Annotated in this window: 16 protein-coding genes; 5 read left to right on the forward strand and 11 right to left on the reverse strand. The window is 53.9% G+C overall.

Going from position 1 to position 14539, the window contains the following annotated elements:
- Positions 1-3: 3 nt before the first annotated feature.
- From V2154_RS22795 to V2154_RS22820, 6 genes are all read right to left on the reverse strand, one after another.
- Complete coding sequence (locus V2154_RS22795) at positions 4-984, reverse strand: DUF1852 domain-containing protein (protein WP_353504143.1); 981 nt, start codon at positions 982-984, stop codon at positions 4-6.
- 397 nt (positions 985-1381) lie between these two features.
- Complete coding sequence (locus V2154_RS22800) at positions 1382-1873, reverse strand: autotransporter outer membrane beta-barrel domain-containing protein (RefSeq protein WP_353504274.1); 492 nt, start codon at positions 1871-1873, stop codon at positions 1382-1384.
- A 442-nt stretch (positions 1874-2315) separates the two neighbouring features.
- The gene (locus V2154_RS22805; RefSeq protein WP_353504144.1) at positions 2316-2783 is read right to left on the reverse strand and encodes a GNAT family N-acetyltransferase; all 468 of its coding nucleotides are present in this window, start codon (positions 2781-2783) and stop codon (positions 2316-2318) included.
- A gap of 90 nt (positions 2784-2873) precedes the next feature.
- Complete coding sequence (arsH, locus tag V2154_RS22810) at positions 2874-3581, reverse strand: arsenical resistance protein ArsH (RefSeq protein WP_437342046.1); 708 nt, start codon at positions 3579-3581, stop codon at positions 2874-2876.
- On the reverse strand, positions 3568-3918 hold the full coding sequence (locus V2154_RS22815) for an ArsR/SmtB family transcription factor (protein WP_353504146.1): 351 nt from the start codon (positions 3916-3918) through the stop codon (positions 3568-3570). Before V2154_RS22815 ends, arsH begins: the two co-directional genes overlap by 14 nt.
- A gap of 171 nt (positions 3919-4089) precedes the next feature.
- Entirely contained in the window at positions 4090-4821 is a 732-nt protein-coding gene (locus V2154_RS22820) for an SDR family NAD(P)-dependent oxidoreductase (RefSeq protein WP_353504147.1), read from the reverse strand.
- 100 nt (positions 4822-4921) lie between these two features.
- On the opposite strand from V2154_RS22820, the gene V2154_RS22825 reads away from it, so the two are divergent.
- On the forward strand, positions 4922-5308 hold the full coding sequence (locus V2154_RS22825) for a winged helix-turn-helix transcriptional regulator (RefSeq protein ID WP_353504148.1): 387 nt from the start codon (positions 4922-4924) through the stop codon (positions 5306-5308).
- Here V2154_RS22825 and V2154_RS22830 read toward each other — a convergent pair.
- Complete coding sequence (locus V2154_RS22830) at positions 5279-5731, reverse strand: cupin domain-containing protein (RefSeq protein WP_353504149.1); 453 nt, start codon at positions 5729-5731, stop codon at positions 5279-5281. The two genes, V2154_RS22825 and V2154_RS22830, sit on opposite strands and share 30 nt — an antisense overlap.
- A gap of 96 nt (positions 5732-5827) precedes the next feature.
- The gene (locus V2154_RS22835) at positions 5828-6577 is read right to left on the reverse strand and encodes an SDR family oxidoreductase (RefSeq protein ID WP_353504275.1); all 750 of its coding nucleotides are present in this window, start codon (positions 6575-6577) and stop codon (positions 5828-5830) included.
- Between the two features lie 186 nt (positions 6578-6763).
- Here V2154_RS22835 and V2154_RS22840 point away from each other — a divergent pair, with 186 nt between their 5' ends.
- The 3 genes from V2154_RS22840 to V2154_RS22850 all read left to right on the forward strand — a co-directional run bounded on the left by V2154_RS22840 (position 6764) and on the right by V2154_RS22850 (position 9690).
- Positions 6764-7552, forward strand: coding sequence for an alpha/beta fold hydrolase (locus V2154_RS22840; RefSeq protein WP_353504150.1), 789 nt, complete (start codon positions 6764-6766; stop codon positions 7550-7552).
- Between the two features lie 75 nt (positions 7553-7627).
- The gene (locus tag V2154_RS22845; protein WP_353504151.1) at positions 7628-8299 is read left to right on the forward strand and encodes a heavy metal response regulator transcription factor; all 672 of its coding nucleotides are present in this window, start codon (positions 7628-7630) and stop codon (positions 8297-8299) included.
- Entirely contained in the window at positions 8296-9690 is a 1395-nt protein-coding gene (locus V2154_RS22850) for a heavy metal sensor histidine kinase (RefSeq protein ID WP_353504152.1), read from the forward strand. The genes V2154_RS22845 and V2154_RS22850 overlap by 4 nt, the downstream gene beginning before the upstream one ends.
- Before the next feature lie 67 nt (positions 9691-9757).
- Here V2154_RS22850 and V2154_RS22855 read toward each other — a convergent pair whose 3' ends face one another.
- From V2154_RS22855 to V2154_RS22865, 3 genes are all read right to left on the reverse strand, one after another.
- The gene (locus V2154_RS22855; RefSeq protein ID WP_034795720.1) at positions 9758-10075 is read right to left on the reverse strand and encodes a DMT family transporter; all 318 of its coding nucleotides are present in this window, start codon (positions 10073-10075) and stop codon (positions 9758-9760) included.
- A gap of 150 nt (positions 10076-10225) precedes the next feature.
- On the reverse strand, positions 10226-11623 hold the full coding sequence (locus V2154_RS22860; RefSeq protein ID WP_353504153.1) for an amidohydrolase family protein: 1398 nt from the start codon (positions 11621-11623) through the stop codon (positions 10226-10228).
- Between the two features lie 111 nt (positions 11624-11734).
- The gene (locus V2154_RS22865) at positions 11735-12589 is read right to left on the reverse strand and encodes a LysR substrate-binding domain-containing protein (RefSeq protein ID WP_353504154.1); all 855 of its coding nucleotides are present in this window, start codon (positions 12587-12589) and stop codon (positions 11735-11737) included.
- 307 nt (positions 12590-12896) lie between these two features.
- Between V2154_RS22865 and V2154_RS22870 the strand changes: the two genes are divergently transcribed.
- Positions 12897-14357, forward strand: coding sequence for an AMP nucleosidase (locus V2154_RS22870; RefSeq protein WP_353504155.1), 1461 nt, complete (start codon positions 12897-12899; stop codon positions 14355-14357).
- The last annotated feature ends 182 nt before the right edge of the window (positions 14358-14539 follow it).

The raw sequence follows: 14539 nt of genomic DNA on the forward strand, positions 1-14539 counted from the left end.
TAATCAAAGAACGGAATTAGCAGACCATTGCTCAAGAATAGTTTGGTGAGGCTTAATGAATTCTTCTTCAGTAAACTTCCCCTGCTCAACGGCTAATTGGCTACGTTCTTCACGATCATAAACAATGCGAGTTAATGAATAATCTTGTTGGTTCAAACTTGGCTGATAGCAGCGACCCGCCGGAGAGTTCGCGTTGTAAATCTCTGGGCGATAAATCTTCTGGAAGGTTTCCATGGTGCTGATGGTGCTAATCAGTTCCAGATTGGTGTAATCGCTGAGTAAATCACCGGCGAAATAGAAGGCCAAAGGCGCGACGCTACCGGCAGGCATGAAGTAACGAGCCTGCAAACCCATTCTGCCGAAATAGAGATCGGTCAAAGAAGATTGATCATCTTGCTCATATTCAATGCCCAATACCGGATGCACATTACCAGTACGGTTATAGACATTCTTGCTCGAGACGCTCAGGCAGATAACCGGCGTTTTGTTGAAATTCTGTTTGTAAGCTTCTGAATTAATGAAACATTTGAAGATATTGCCATGCAATTCACCAAAGTTTTCTGGGATGGTGAATTGGTTCTTGCCCTTATTGTGCTCGGACAACAACACGCTGAAGTCGTAATCACGCACATAAGAGGAGAAGTTATTGCCGACAATACCTTCAATGCGCTCGTTGGTTTTTTTATCAACGATATTGGTTTTCAAAATTTCAATAACCGGGAAGGACGTGCCTGCACTTTCAATCTTCAACTCAACGGAAATGATGTCCAGTTCGACGGTATAGCGATCTGACTTCGGGTTATCCCAGTTCGCCAGAGAGTTAAAACGATTATCGATCATCACTAAGGCGTTGTGCAGGTTCTCTTGGCGTTTCTCACCGCGAGCCAAATTAGCAAAGTTAGTTGTAATGCGCGTGCTAGTAGACGGATTGTAATTCTCGTCAAAGCGCAAACTTTTCGTCGTAAATGTGAAATTATTATTCATTGTAATTTGGTTCCTAACTTCCGGTATAAAATATGGTTAATTGCTCTTTACTCAGGACTTCCTAATTTTCTGTTCTAGTTTTGTCATTAAGTCGCCCTTATGTGATCTACAGCAAATCTCTGAAGACAATTTATGCCTGAGTCGTTGGATGAGGAAAAGTGATTTAATTTCATTGAACATGAGCTATTTTCATGTCCAGACGTATAGACGTCTTTAACGCTATCTCAAACCCTTTGCCACTAAGGGATTACAGCTGGGATCAAGGGGATTTAACGAAGGGGGCAGAAGGGCAATGTTTTGGTAAGCCCATGTTTCGAGATAAATTTAAAGCGCCCCGAAGGGCGCTTGATTCACTTTAGGTTTGAGAAACAACCACCGTTTTACGCAATCATGGCTATCAGAAGCTGACTTTAATGCCCATCAAGGCGCTGGTATCTGAATAACCACTGCCGCCCATCTGCTGAGCCACGTTGCCCCACAGATTCACGCCCGGTTTAATCTGGCCTTCAACCCCCACTTTGAGTTCGCCAAGGTTGCGCGCGCCCTTTTGGGTCACGTTAACGCCGTTGAGCTGGCTACCAAACGAATGGGTATTGCTGATCAGGTTTGCCTCAACAAAGGGTTCGAACGAACGGTTTTTACCTTCATCAATCTGGCTATGACCTTTGATGAAGGCGCGAACACCAAGGCGAGCCTGAAGGTTGCCGTCACCTAAACCTTCTACGCGAGTGCCATTGTCTTCGCGAATACTGTCCGCTTCGACGCCCATCCAGGTTAGCTGGGCTTTAGGCTGCAAGTAGTAGCTCTCGTGATCGTTTTTCTCGCCCACTTTCCAGGTGTAACCACTTTCAACCGAAGTGGAATTAAAAATAAGAACGAGTTCGCTGATACATAGCCAGACGCTGCGAAAGAACGTTTATAAAATCAGCTAAATTATTGGCCTTATACTGCAAGCACACCTAATAATTAGACTTCAGATAACAGGTTCGTGTTATTTCCACTGTAAAAGTGCTTAACGTTATGACGGAGGCGATATTCGATGCGCCCACCGCCATTTCAGAACGAAGAGATATTGTCATTTTTTAGATGTGTCGGTAATAAGACGATCCTACAAAGGATGTAGGAAATGGCTTACATATGGCCTTTTTCTTATAAATTACATTCACTTTGTTGGATTAAGAAATATCTAGTTGGGCGGACGTCGATATCTGAATACGCCATTTGGAACTTGGACAGACGGGGAATAAGCTAGCGGATGGTAAAAGTGGTGAAGCAGTGCAGGCGGATCACCGCCCGCCAGAGGTTACTGACATGCTTTCTGTGATGGGCCGTTACTGCTGATTTTTACCACGGGTGTAAATGTCAGGTCGGGTAATGGTCCACGCATAATTTTCTCTATTAACGGGTTCATAGCCTAACTTTTCATACAGCCATGGGGCGGTGGTGGTGAACAGCATGATCCGGCGTAGTTTCTCAAACACCGGATGAGCATGAACACATTCCATCAGCCATCGCCCAAGTCCCTCCCCCTGATATTCTTCAAGCACGTAGACATCGCACAGGTAGGCGAAGGTCGCATAGTCGGTGATTAGACGTGCAAAACCTATTTGGGAGCCATCATGGTAAAGGCCAAAGTTAAGGCTGTTCTGTATGGACGCCGTGACGGTTTCGAGGCTGATGCCCTGCGCCCACGTGGATCGAATCAAATACTGATGGACCGCCTGCACATCCAACTTTTCACTATTGGTGCTGACCAGATAGTTATTTTCACGCCATTCATGGTTCGCTGAAATGTTCACTTTGCTACCTACTCACTGGATTGTGTGGGGGTTAACCCTATCATTGCATGGGGAAAGTCAGGCTGCTCGACCCAATATTTTCAGCGGCTTTTATATGCTCCGCTGATTCACTCTGGCCGAAAGCTGCTCGGCGCTCTCCTTCCTCTCGCTATAGCGATCGGTGAGATAGTCGGCGTTCCCGCGCGTCAGCACGGTGAACTTCATCAACTCCTCCATAACGTCGACAATACGATCATAATAGGCTGAAGGCTTCATCCGTCCTTCCTCATCGAACTCTGCCCAGGCTTTGGCCACCGATGATTGATTGGGGATGGTGATCATCCGCATCCAGCGCCCCAGAATGCGCATCTGATTGACCGCGTTAAACGACTGAGAGCCGCCGCTGACCTGCATGACCGCCAGCGTTTTTCCTTGCGACGGGCGCACCGCGCCCATTGATAGCGGGATCCAGTCGATCTGCGCCTTCATCACGCCAGTCATCGCGCCGTGACGTTCCGGCGAGCACCACACCATGCCTTCGGACCACATTACCAGCTCGCGCAGCTCGGCGACTTTAGGGTGGGTTTCAGGGGTATCGTCTGGCAAAGGCAGGCCGGACGGATTAAAAATTTTGACCTCGGCGCCCATAGCGCTCAGCAGTCGGGCTGCCTCTTCAGTGGCAAACCGGCTGAATGAGCGCTCACGCACTGAACCATACAGCAGCAGTATGCGCGGTGGGTGTGCTGGCTGGGCTGCCGTCAGCTTCTCTGCGGTGATCGGCGCGTCAAAAAGTTGTTTATCCAAATTATTCATCAGCATGCCCATTGGATTTTCCTCCTAGCTGTGTTGGCAAATTAATGTCACATCCCCCTTCCCCCGAACAGCACTCCTCGACCAGAAACACCAATAGTTGTTCAAGTCGCTGATACTGTGGCAGGCAAAAAAGCGTGCGGCCTTGTCGCTCTTGGCGAATAAGCCCGACGGTTAACAGCGCCGAGAGGTGGTGGCTCAGCGTGGAAGCTGGGATATCAAGCTGGGTTTGTAGCTCGCCGACCGGCAGCCCGCCGTGCCCCGCCTTGACCAGCGCCTTGTAGACAGCCAGTCGTGTAGGATGACCAAGCTCTTTTAACGCACTGGCCGCTGTGTTGAGATCCATAACGCCTCCTTTTAAACTATATTTCTAGAATAATCGAAATAATAAATGAATCAACCTTTGGTTTGGCGACTTTAGAATGCTGGGATAGTGGAGTCGAGCAATGAAGGCTAAGGACTGCTTTTCAGTCTTAGCCAACAAAGCCTCTAGGAAGAGCAGAAGCAGACACTATCACTAAACTTGCGTCAGCCCGCCGTCCACGCAGATCTCTGCTCCGGCGATAAAGCTGCTTTCATCACTTGCTAAAAAGAGTACCGCATTGGCGACTTCTTCGGGCTTGCCCATTCTTGCTAACGGGATGGCGCGGGTTAATTCATTGCGTACTTCTTCTGGCGCGGCCAGCATCATTTCCGTATTAATCGGGCCGGGAGCGACCACATTGATTCGAATGCCTCGGGTTGCGAGTTCACGTGTCCAGGTGCGCGCAAAAGAGCGAAGTGCCGCCTTGCTAGCGCTGTAAACGCCATATCCCCGCGTGCCTATGACATCCGCGACTGACCCGATTAGCACCACGCTTGCACCCGCTTTCATCAGTGGAAGTGCGGCCTGAACAGCAAAAAGCGGTGAGCGAACATTCAGGCTAAAAATTTGATCAAAATGCGCAGGGGTTATGTCATCGAGAATTGCGTACTCCGACATTGCGGCATTGATCACCAGCACGTCAATCTGGCCTGATCCCGACTTAATGGTCTCTATGATGCGGTCCAGCTCGCTTAGCTGGCTGGCATCAGCACGTATCGTCTTGACGTTGCCCACCATGGTTTGGATTGCCGCTTTTAACTCTTCATCTCGCCGCGAGGTGAACCAAGTTGTCGCCCCTTCACGGGCAAATCGTTGACTAATAGCATGACCGATACCTGATGCTCCACCCAGTATTAGGGCAACTTTATTGTCTAATCTGTTCATCTGCTTGTTCCTGTTCTAATGGAAAAACAGATGATATAATTTTTATACTTAATAACAATTACGCACTTAGCGTAAACTAGGTGTCGGGGAGTATATCGCCATGACAGAAATTGATAGTTTTAGCCTAAGAGACGTAGGAAAAACCCGTCCTATTCTTGAAAATATTACCAACAAATGGTCGATTTTGATCCTCACGGTGCTTTGTACTCAACCCACGCGTTTTAATGAGCTCCGCCGCCGATTAGAGGGCATCACCCACAAAGCCTTGTCTGACGCGCTAAAGCGTCTCGAGCGCAATGGGTTGGTCAATCGCAAGGTGCTTCCAACTTCGCCGGTGAGTGTGGAATACAGCCTTACTCCTTTGGCAAAGACGCTGCAGGAACCCTTTGTTGCACTGTACCAATGGGCGCTCGAGCACGGCGCTGAAATGGAACAGGCTCAGGAGAGTTATGACACTTTAAGGGCTGATGCTGGCGAAGTGGTTTGAATCGAGCATATCCCCCGTCAGCACGTCAAAATCCCACTCGGGCATCATAATCACGCTTTCCTGCTCGTTGGCGCCTGTGCGGGAAATCACCACCACGGCGGGCGTGTCGGTACTGTTGTATGGCAGATGAGGCACGTTTTTCGGGATGTAGAAGAAGCTGCCTGCCGGGACTTCTGAGAAGTGCTCCAGCGCGTCGCCGTCACGCACCGACGAAGTGCCACTGAGGGCATAAATCGCGGTTTCATGGTGTTCGTGCCGGTGCGCTTTGGCCTGTGAATGCGGCGGAATTGTCGCCAGCTGCATATGGATATTCTCAGCGCCGACCAGCTCATGGGAAACCCCGACCTGATAAGAGAGCCCCTGCTTGCCGATAAAAGTAGGCTGCGGCTGGGTCAGTCTGCACTCTGGCTTGATAGCACTCATCTGTGAATTTCCTCTAGGCTAAACTCGTGAATAATCACCCCGGATCATGGCGACTGAGTGGCAAGACCCGGGGCGGAGTTTCAAAAGATTTTTAGCCTACACCCCGCCGCACAGGTCAGTAAAACTGCCGGTCACAAAGGAGGCCTCGTCGCTCAGCAGCCAAAGAATGGCGTTGGCGACTTCTTCCGGCGTGCCGCCGCGCTGCATCGGGAAGTTCTTAGCGATGCGGTCAACCCGTGCCGCCTCGCCGCCGTCGGCGTGGATATCGGTATAAATGCCTCCGGGGCGCACGCAGTTGACACGAATGCCTTCAGCCGCCACCTCTTTCGACAGCCCGACGGTGAAGGTGTCCACCGCGCCTTTGGAGGCGGCGTAATCCACATATTCAAACGGCGAGCCGCTGCGCGATGCGCCAGATGAAACATTAACAATGGCCCCGCCAGCGCCGCCTCTGGACCGCGCCATGCGCTTTATCGCTTCACGTGAACAGTAAAAGTGGCTCATCACGTTAGTCAGCAGCACCTGCTGGAAACGCTCTCCGTCCATCTCAATCATCGGCATTTTTTGCTTTAGGATCCCGACGTTATTCACCAAATGAGTAATGGCCCCAAGCTGGCTGTCGATGGTGGCGAAGACTTCTTTGACCTGCTGCTCGTTAGAGACGTCGCCGCGTACCGCGATGCACTGAGCGCCAAGGCTTAAAATCTCATCGCGAACGTGAAAGGCGGCCTGCTGGTCATTGACGTAATTTACACAGACGGCGTAACCCCGTTTTGCCGCCAATATCGCCGTGGCGGCCCCTATGCCCCGGCTGGAGCCGGTGACTAACAACACCTTTGGATTCATCATTATTCTGCTGAGTAACCTGTGGATTTACAGGATTTAACATAGCTGAAATGAGCTGATGAAGTAACAACAAGCTGGCCTAACCTCAGCTTGTTTCAACTTTTTGTCATTCTTTTGTCATTTTCTCGTCAGCCTTTTGTTGGCCCCTGCTTGCTAGAGTGCAATCACACCCTACCAAGAGGATTTATGATGAAATTACGCAACCTGTCACTTATCGCTTCACTGGTTCTGGCCGGCATGTCTCTGTCTACAGCTCAGGCTGACACCAGCAAGCCTGCCGCTACTCAACCCGAAGTGACCAACATCGTGCTGGTTCACGGCCTGTTCGCTGACGCATCGAGCTGGGGTAAAGTTATTCCGCTGCTGCAAGCCAAAGGTTTGCACGTCACTGCGGTGCAGAACCCAACTACCTCTTTGGATAACGACGTTGCGGCGGTGAAACGCGCGCTGGCGCTGCAAAACGGCCCGGTGATCCTGGTCGCCCACTCCTACGGCGGTATGGTCATTAGCCAAGCGGGCAACGAGCCAGAAGTGAAAGGTCTGGTGTATATCGCCGCCCGCGCCCCGGCTGCGGGTGAAGACTACCCGGCGCTGACCAAGAAATTCCCAGCAGCGCCGGCCTCTGCCGGTATCCAGTGGAACAGCGATTTTGGTGCTCTGAGCGAATCGGCCTTTGTGCATGATTTTGCCGGTGACCTGCCGGAGAAAGAAGCCAAGGCTTACTACGCCGTGCAGCAGCCTATGGGCCGCGCCATCACCATGGCGAAGACCAGCGTCGCGGCTTGGGAATTTAAACCAACTTACTATGCTGTCTCGACCGAAGACCGCACCATCAACCCCGATCTCGAACGCTTCATGGCGAAACGTATGCACGCGCAGACGATCGAGCTAAAATCTAGCCATGTATCACTGATTTCCCAGCCGGAAGCCGTGGCGAACCTGATTATGAAAGCCGCGCACGTGCCGGGTTACTGAGTTTTACTCCATCATCATGATGAGAACTGGGCGCCGCGTGCGCCCTTTGCTCCTGTATTCGAGGTTTGACGCTGCTTGAAAATTCTCATCGTTGAAGACGAAGAAAAAACCGCCGAGTATCTGCGCAATGGCCTTAACGAAGCGGGCTACACCGCAGACTGGGCGGCGAATGGCATCGACGGCCTGCACATGGCGCGGGAAAATGCTTATGACCTGATCCTGCTGGACGTCATGCTGCCAGAGATGGACGGCTGGACGGTGATGGAGCGTCTGCGCATCCACAGCCAGACGCCGGTGCTGTTTCTCAGCGCCCGTGGTGCGCTGGAAGACCGCCTGCGCGGCTTGGGGCTGGGTGCTGATGAGTATCTGGTGAAGCCTTTCTCCTACGCCGAGCTGCTGGCGCGCATTCGCATCATTCTGCGTCGCGGCCAGCCGCAGTCCGGTGACGTGCTGACGCTGGCGGATCTGGTGGTGGATATTGAAAAATTCCGCTGTGAGCGTGGCGGCAAACGCATCACCTTGACCAACAAAGAGTTCAAGCTGTTGGTCTGCTTCCTGCAACATCCGGGACAGGTTCTGTCGCGCACCTTTTTGGCTTCCCGCGTGTGGGACATGAATTTTGACAGCGACACCAACGTGGTGGATGTGGCGGTGAGAAGATTACGGCAGAAAATCGACGAGCCTTTCGACACCCAGTTAATACACACCATACACGGCGTTGGCTATCGCTGTGAGGCTGAGCCATGAGACGCATCTCCCTCACTTTTCGCCTGGCGGGGCTGCTGGCGGCCTTCTCTTTTGTGGCCTTTACCGTCATGGGCGGCGCGCTGTATTACGCGTTGCGCTATCAGCTGACGCTGAGGGACGACGCGGCGCTGGTGTCGCGTGTCGACCAGATAGGCACCCTTTTGAGGGATCTGGACGCCCGTCAGTTGATCCATGAGAAGCCGCACCTGTTCGCCAATATGCTGGGTAACACCGAGTCGCTGCTGGTGATCCGCTATGTCGGCGGCCCGATCTTGTTAGAGGTCAACCCGCTCAAACGCCCGATCCCGCAGGTCACGCCTATTTCTGCCGAGCAGCGGCTGTCGCTGAATGCGGTGCATCACTCCCAGACAGCCGACGGCACGCCGATGATTTATATGGCCGCCACCAGCCCCTCTTCCAACGATTTAGTGCCGCTGGAGATCATCTCCAGCCGGGTATTGACCGACAGGACCCACATTCTGGATGTGTACCGTAATTACATCATTCTGTTTGCTTCGATGATGGCTGCCATCTCTGTGGTTCTGGCGTTTATTTTTGCCCGTCGCGGCGTCTCGCCGCTGCGCAGGCTGGCGGAGAGAACCGCCAGGATTGGCACCCGCACTCTGTCATCGCGACTGACCAAAGATGATGCCCCGACCGAGCTGGATACCTTGATTGACCAGATTAACGCCATGCTGGAAAGGCTCGAGCGCGGCTTTAAGCAGTTGAAGCAGGTGAGCGCCGACATGGCCCACGACTTGCGCACGCCGATCACCATTTTGCTGGGGCAGACTGAGGTGGGCCTCGGCGCGCCGCGCGAAAATGAGTATTACCGGCGGCTGCTGGGGTCCAATTTTGAAGAGCTTCAGCGTATGTCGCGAATGATCGACAATATGCTGTTCTTGGCGCAGGCCGAGCAACCCGACCTTGAGATTGAGCGTACGCTGCTGGACGCCACGCAGGACATGCGTCGGCTTTGTGACTATTTCGAGGACTTGGCCGCCGACCGGGACATTCAAATCCAAGTCAGTGGCGAAGGCACGCTGTTTGCCGACGCCATGCTGTTACGCCGCGCGCTGGCTAACTTGCTGTCCAACGCGGTGCGCCACGCCGCGCCGGGCAGCCTGATTGAAATCAACGCCATCCCTTCGGCCGAAGGCATGACCATTCAGGTGGTGAATCAGGGCGACACCATTTCTAAACAGCATCAGGAGAGGATTTTCGACCGATTCTATCGTGCGGACTCCGCGCGGCAGAACTCGTCAAACTCCAGCGGGCTGGGCCTGTCGATTGTCACCTCAATCATGCAACTGCACCAAGGCCGCTGCTGGGTGGAGAGCAACCAAGGCACCACTACGTTTGGGCTGTTTTTTCCGAATGCACAGGTGTAAATCCAAAATATGGGGTGTTATCCGCCAAAAAGCGGTTTAACACCCAAAATAATGGAATTAACTCGGTTTACTTAGTTGCCAGCTTCAATAGCACCACGCCGGAGAAAATCAGCAGTACGGCGATGACGCGCATGGGGTTGAGGCTCTCGCCAAACATGGTGACGCCGAGGATGAATGCGCCGATAGCGCCGATGCCGACCCACACGGTGTAGGAGGTGCCTAAAGGGAGGGTTTTCATGGAGATAGCCAGCAGCGCGAAGCTGAGCAGCATGAAGACTAAGGTGACAATACTCGGAACCAGCTTGGTAAAGCCGTGCGACTCTTTCATCGCCGTCGACCATACCACTTCAAACAAACCTGCTAACAACAGATATACCCAAGCCATATTCTGACCTTATTTAATCGCAGGGTCGTCCCTATTCAATGAAGCCGAGTCTCTGGTCGTCCAGTCAGCATAAAACGGTGAGAGAAGAGTATAGATCAAGATGAAGCCGGAGAGAATTGCGAGCCGCATCGCACGGCCCGCAGAGGGAAGTTAGACTTTTTGCACGCTGCCGAACACCAGACGGCCCTGATGGAAGGTGGCTTTGACGTCGGAAACCCGCGCCACGGCTTCAGCGGAGCAGCTGGCGTCAACCAGAATCATCTCGGCATTGTCGTTCACCGCCGGCCATTGGCGAGTGCCGTTGTTGTCCAGCGGCAGCACGTTGCCGGTGGCGATAGCCAGCGAGCGTGTCAGGCCGAACTCGTCAGAGTTGCCATAAAGCTGGGCATAAAGGTTGGCTTTTTCCAGCATGCTGCCGGTGCCAAACGGCGACCAGTGGTCAATCACGCTGTCCGTGCCGGTCATGACAAACACGCCCTTTTCGCTCAATTGCGGCAGCGGCATCGCCAGCTTGCCAATCGGCACGGTGGACGCCACGGTAAACTGCTGGCGGGCCAGCCCGTCTATCACTTCATCCAGCTCAGCATCTTTCAGCGTCGAGAGCGCAAAGCCGTGGCTCAGCGTCACTTTGCCCTTCAGCTGCGGGTTCTGCTCGACGGTTTTTATCATATATTTTACGGCAGCCACGCCGGCCGGTGAGGTTTCATGCAGGTGGATATCCACGCCGGTGTGGGTATCCAGAGCAATCTGGCACATGGCGTCGAGTGACTTCTCCATCGCGCCGTCGACGTTGGTTGGATCCAGCCCGCCGACGTACTGCACACCCATTTGCATCGCTTCGCGCATCAAGCCGTCCACTTTCGAGTGCAGCAGGCCGTGCTGCGGGAAGGCGACGATTTCACAGCTGAAGTCGTTTTTATGTTTTTCCAGCGCGATTTGCAGATGTTCGAGGCTTTTCAAGCCGCTAACCGGGTCGATGTTGCAGTGGCTACGCGCCACCGTGGTGCCTTTCGAGTGCAGCAGGCCAATAATGGCTTCCGCGCGTTGAACCGAGGTCGGCAGAAGCTGTGGGATCAGCACCTGCTCGCGAGCAATCATATCCATAATGGTCTTGCCTTTACGCGGCCTTGGCGCTTCCCACGGGCCGCCGTAGAAGGTCTTGTCGAGGTGAATATGCATGTCGCGGGTGGCGGGCAGGAGCAATAATCCTTGGGCGTCAAAAGCAGTTAGCGTGCTGGCGGCCGCACCGCTGGCGGGTTGAATCGCCATAATTTTGCCGTCTTTTATCTCAAGATGATAAAGGGCCGTCCGGGTGCCGATAATCATCTCCCCTTCGCGCTTGAAACCCTCTTCCAGTCGGACATTGCGCAGCTGGTAGTGGGCGGCGGGCAGAGAGGTGACTGCGTTACTCTCTTCGCATTTAGCCATCGCGTTTTGAGTTGATGCCTGAGCCGAAGCCATGCCGGTCGCCAGCAGCGCGCCTCCGGCGGTCAATTTCGCGGTGTGTGAGAGAAAATTTCTGCGGCTTTGTTGTTGAGTGTTCTGCACGTCGATTTCCTTAATCCAGAGAACAAAAATGACATTACCGTTTCACCATAAAATAAGGCGCTTTCGCTGGCTGCGATATTTGCCACTGGTGGTCAGTGGTAAACGCAATAGTCAGCTCAGCTGGCAGAACTGGCGCAGCTTCTCGGCCAGCGCCAGCTGCGCCGGGGTGGCGTCAGGGCGATAAAACAGTGCCAGCTCGACATTATCAATTTGCGGCAATCCACTCTCCGCGCCCAACACGCGGTGCTCCGGCAGGCGACAGCTGGCGGGCAGCAGGGTCACGCCCAGCCCTGCCGCGCTGGCGGCGACCAGAGCCGCAAGGCTGGCGCTACTGTAACTGATGCGCCAGGGGCGGCCGATAGCATCCAACGCCTGACACAGTTCCTCGCGATACAACCCGTTGAGTGGAAACAGCACCAGCGGCACCGGGTTATTTTCAAACGCCGGGTAAGCCGCGCTGTCCAGCCAGAGCATAGGCTCCGGGCGCGCCGCGTTGGGTTTCTCGCCCTTAATCTGCTTCACCAGAATGATATCCAACTCGTCCTGCTGCCAGGATTTACGCAGTTCATAGCTCAGGCCGCTGGTGACGTCGAGACGCAAATGGGGATGAGTGCGGCTAAACTCGGCCAGCAGTCCGGTGGTGGGCGCCGCAAAGTCCTCCGGCACGCCAAGACGCACCACGCCGTCGCGCCACTGGTCGGAAAGCGCGTCATGCGCCTCGCCGTTCAGCGCAATGATTCGCCGCGCATAGCCGAGGAATCTCTCCCCCTCTTCGGTGAGCAAAACCTGATGAGAGGTGCGTTCCAGCAGGGCTTTGCCCAACATCTCTTCAAGGCGGCGCACCTGCTGGCTGACGGTGGATTGAGAAAGGAACACCCGTTCGGCGGCACGGGTAAAACTGCCGCTATCGCAAACTGCCACGAAACTCAGCAACTGCTGAGGGCTAAACATCGGGTAGCGATTCATTTTATCAATACATATTCGTCTGGCATTCGATTAACCAATAGTATCAATCTGGACGAGGCTGACAACCTGGGGTTGGGTAATAAAGTGCCCCTCGTTGCGCGATTAGCCGACCGCGAGCCCCACAAGCCCTGTTGATATTCCCTAACTATCTTCCAAATTGGGGTTCATAAGGCCCCTAATCCAGATGAGTAAGACGAGCCAGAGTTCATTGTTTACTTATAATTAGCAAAATCTTTGGATTAGAATCCTTTGTTAACCAATGCCATACTTTGTGTTAAGTCTTGCTCATCTGCATAAGGGAACGATTTTGAATAATGCTTATTCCGCAACCCAATTGAACGCCACCGACGCGCTGGATCGGCTGGAGGCACTGTACAACGGTGCCGTAGTAGCACTGCGAAAAGCCATCGGTGACTTTATTCTCGATGGTACACTGCCTGATAACGACGTGCGTTTGGCAGGACTTTTCACCTACCCTGAGCTGAGCGTTAGCTGGGACGGGGCTGCGCAGAATCAGTTTAAGTCTCGCGCCTATGGCCGCTTCCCGCGCGCCGGGAAATACACTACTACCATTACCCGCCCGGAGCTGTTCCGTGGCTATCTGGCGGACCAACTGAGCCTGCTGGAAAGCGAATATAACGCCAGTTTTGTGGTGAAACCTTCCCAGCTCGAGATCCCCTTCCCGTTTGTTATCGACGGCTCTGACCTGAACCTCGATCGCACTATGAGCGCGGCGCTGGCGCAACACTTCCCGACCACCGAGCTGTCGCAAATCGGCGACCAGATCACCGACGGTTTATCCACCTCCACCACCGAGTTCCCGCTGTCGCACTTCGACGCGCTGCGCACCGACTTCTCACTGGCGCGCTTGAAACACTACACCGGCACCCCGGCGGAGCACGTGCAGCCTTACGTGCTGTTCACCAACTACACCCGTTACGTGGATGAGTTTGTTAGCTGGGCCTGCGCGCAAATCGTCGATCCGGCCACTCCTTACGTGGCGCTCTCCTGCGCTGGCGGGGCCTACGTCACGGCGGAAACCGTCAATCTGGAGCAGACGGTCTCTGACTTGGCGTGGAAAAAACACCAGATGCCGGCCTATCACCTGATTGCCGACGACGGCAAAGGCATTACGCTGGTGAATATCGGCGTCGGCCCGTCTAACGCCAAAACCATTTGCGACCATCTGGCTGTGCTGCGCCCGCACGCCTGGCTGATGATTGGCCACTGCGGCGGTCTGCGCGAAAGCCAGCAAATTGGCGACTACGTGCTGGCCCACGCCTACCTGCGCGACGACCACGTGCTGGACGCCGTGCTGCCGCCGGATATCCCAATTCCAAGCATTGCCGAAGTGCAGCGCGCGCTGTATGACGCCACCAAGGCCATCAGCAATATGCCGGGGGAAGAAGTTAAGCAGCGCCTGCGTACCGGCACCGTGGTGACTACCGACGACCGTAACTGGGAGCTGCGCTATTCTGCTTCGGCCATGCGCTTCAACCTGAGTCGCGCCGTGGCTGTGGATATGGAGAGTGCGACCATTGCGGCGCAGGGCTATCGCTTCCGCGTGCCTTACGGCACTTTGCTCTGTGTCTCCGACAAGCCGCTGCACGGCGAAATTAAGCTGCCGGGGCAGGCGAACCACTTCTACGAAGGGGCGATTTCCGAGCATTTACAGATTGGTATCCACGCCATTGGCCTGCTGCGACAGGAAGGCGACAAGCTACATTCGCGTAAATTACGTACCTTCAACGAACCGCCATTCCGCTAAAAACGCCTCTACCGGGGAGGTTTGTCCTCCTCGGTAAATTTCACAATATTTCCACACAATTACTGCCGATCCCTTAGCGCATTCCACCTGATTTGCCGTGTAAAAAAGCGGCGGATAGCGCGTATATTCTTGCTCATCGACCGGGAACCTTTCGGCGATAAATGGGCGGTTTAAACGGATGT

Origin of the sequence: Ewingella sp. CoE-038-23, assembly GCF_040419245.1 — a bacterium.
GTDB lineage: Bacteria > Pseudomonadota > Gammaproteobacteria > Enterobacterales > Enterobacteriaceae > Ewingella > Ewingella allii.

Excerpts from the sequence above, each read along its gene's own strand:
- V2154_RS22795 (WP_353504143.1), bottom strand. The coding sequence starts at position 984 with ATGAATAATAATTTCACATTTACGACGAAAAGTTTGCGCTTTGACGAG.
- arsH (WP_437342046.1), bottom strand. The coding sequence starts at position 3,581 with ATGCTGATGAATAATTTGGATAAACAACTTTTTGACGCGCCGATCACC.
- V2154_RS22815 (WP_353504146.1), bottom strand. The coding sequence starts at position 3,918 with ATGGATCTCAACACAGCGGCCAGTGCGTTAAAAGAGCTTGGTCATCCT.
- V2154_RS22820 (WP_353504147.1), bottom strand. The coding sequence starts at position 4,821 with ATGAACAGATTAGACAATAAAGTTGCCCTAATACTGGGTGGAGCATCA.
- V2154_RS22825 (WP_353504148.1), top strand. The coding sequence starts at position 4,922 with ATGACAGAAATTGATAGTTTTAGCCTAAGAGACGTAGGAAAAACCCGT.
- V2154_RS22830 (WP_353504149.1), bottom strand. The coding sequence starts at position 5,731 with ATGAGTGCTATCAAGCCAGAGTGCAGACTGACCCAGCCGCAGCCTACT.
- V2154_RS22835 (WP_353504275.1), bottom strand. The coding sequence starts at position 6,577 with ATGAATCCAAAGGTGTTGTTAGTCACCGGCTCCAGCCGGGGCATAGGG.
- V2154_RS22840 (WP_353504150.1), top strand. The coding sequence starts at position 6,764 with ATGATGAAATTACGCAACCTGTCACTTATCGCTTCACTGGTTCTGGCC.
- V2154_RS22850 (WP_353504152.1), top strand. The coding sequence starts at position 8,296 with ATGAGACGCATCTCCCTCACTTTTCGCCTGGCGGGGCTGCTGGCGGCC.
- V2154_RS22855 (WP_034795720.1), bottom strand. The coding sequence starts at position 10,075 with ATGGCTTGGGTATATCTGTTGTTAGCAGGTTTGTTTGAAGTGGTATGG.
- V2154_RS22865 (WP_353504154.1), bottom strand. The coding sequence starts at position 12,589 with ATGAATCGCTACCCGATGTTTAGCCCTCAGCAGTTGCTGAGTTTCGTG.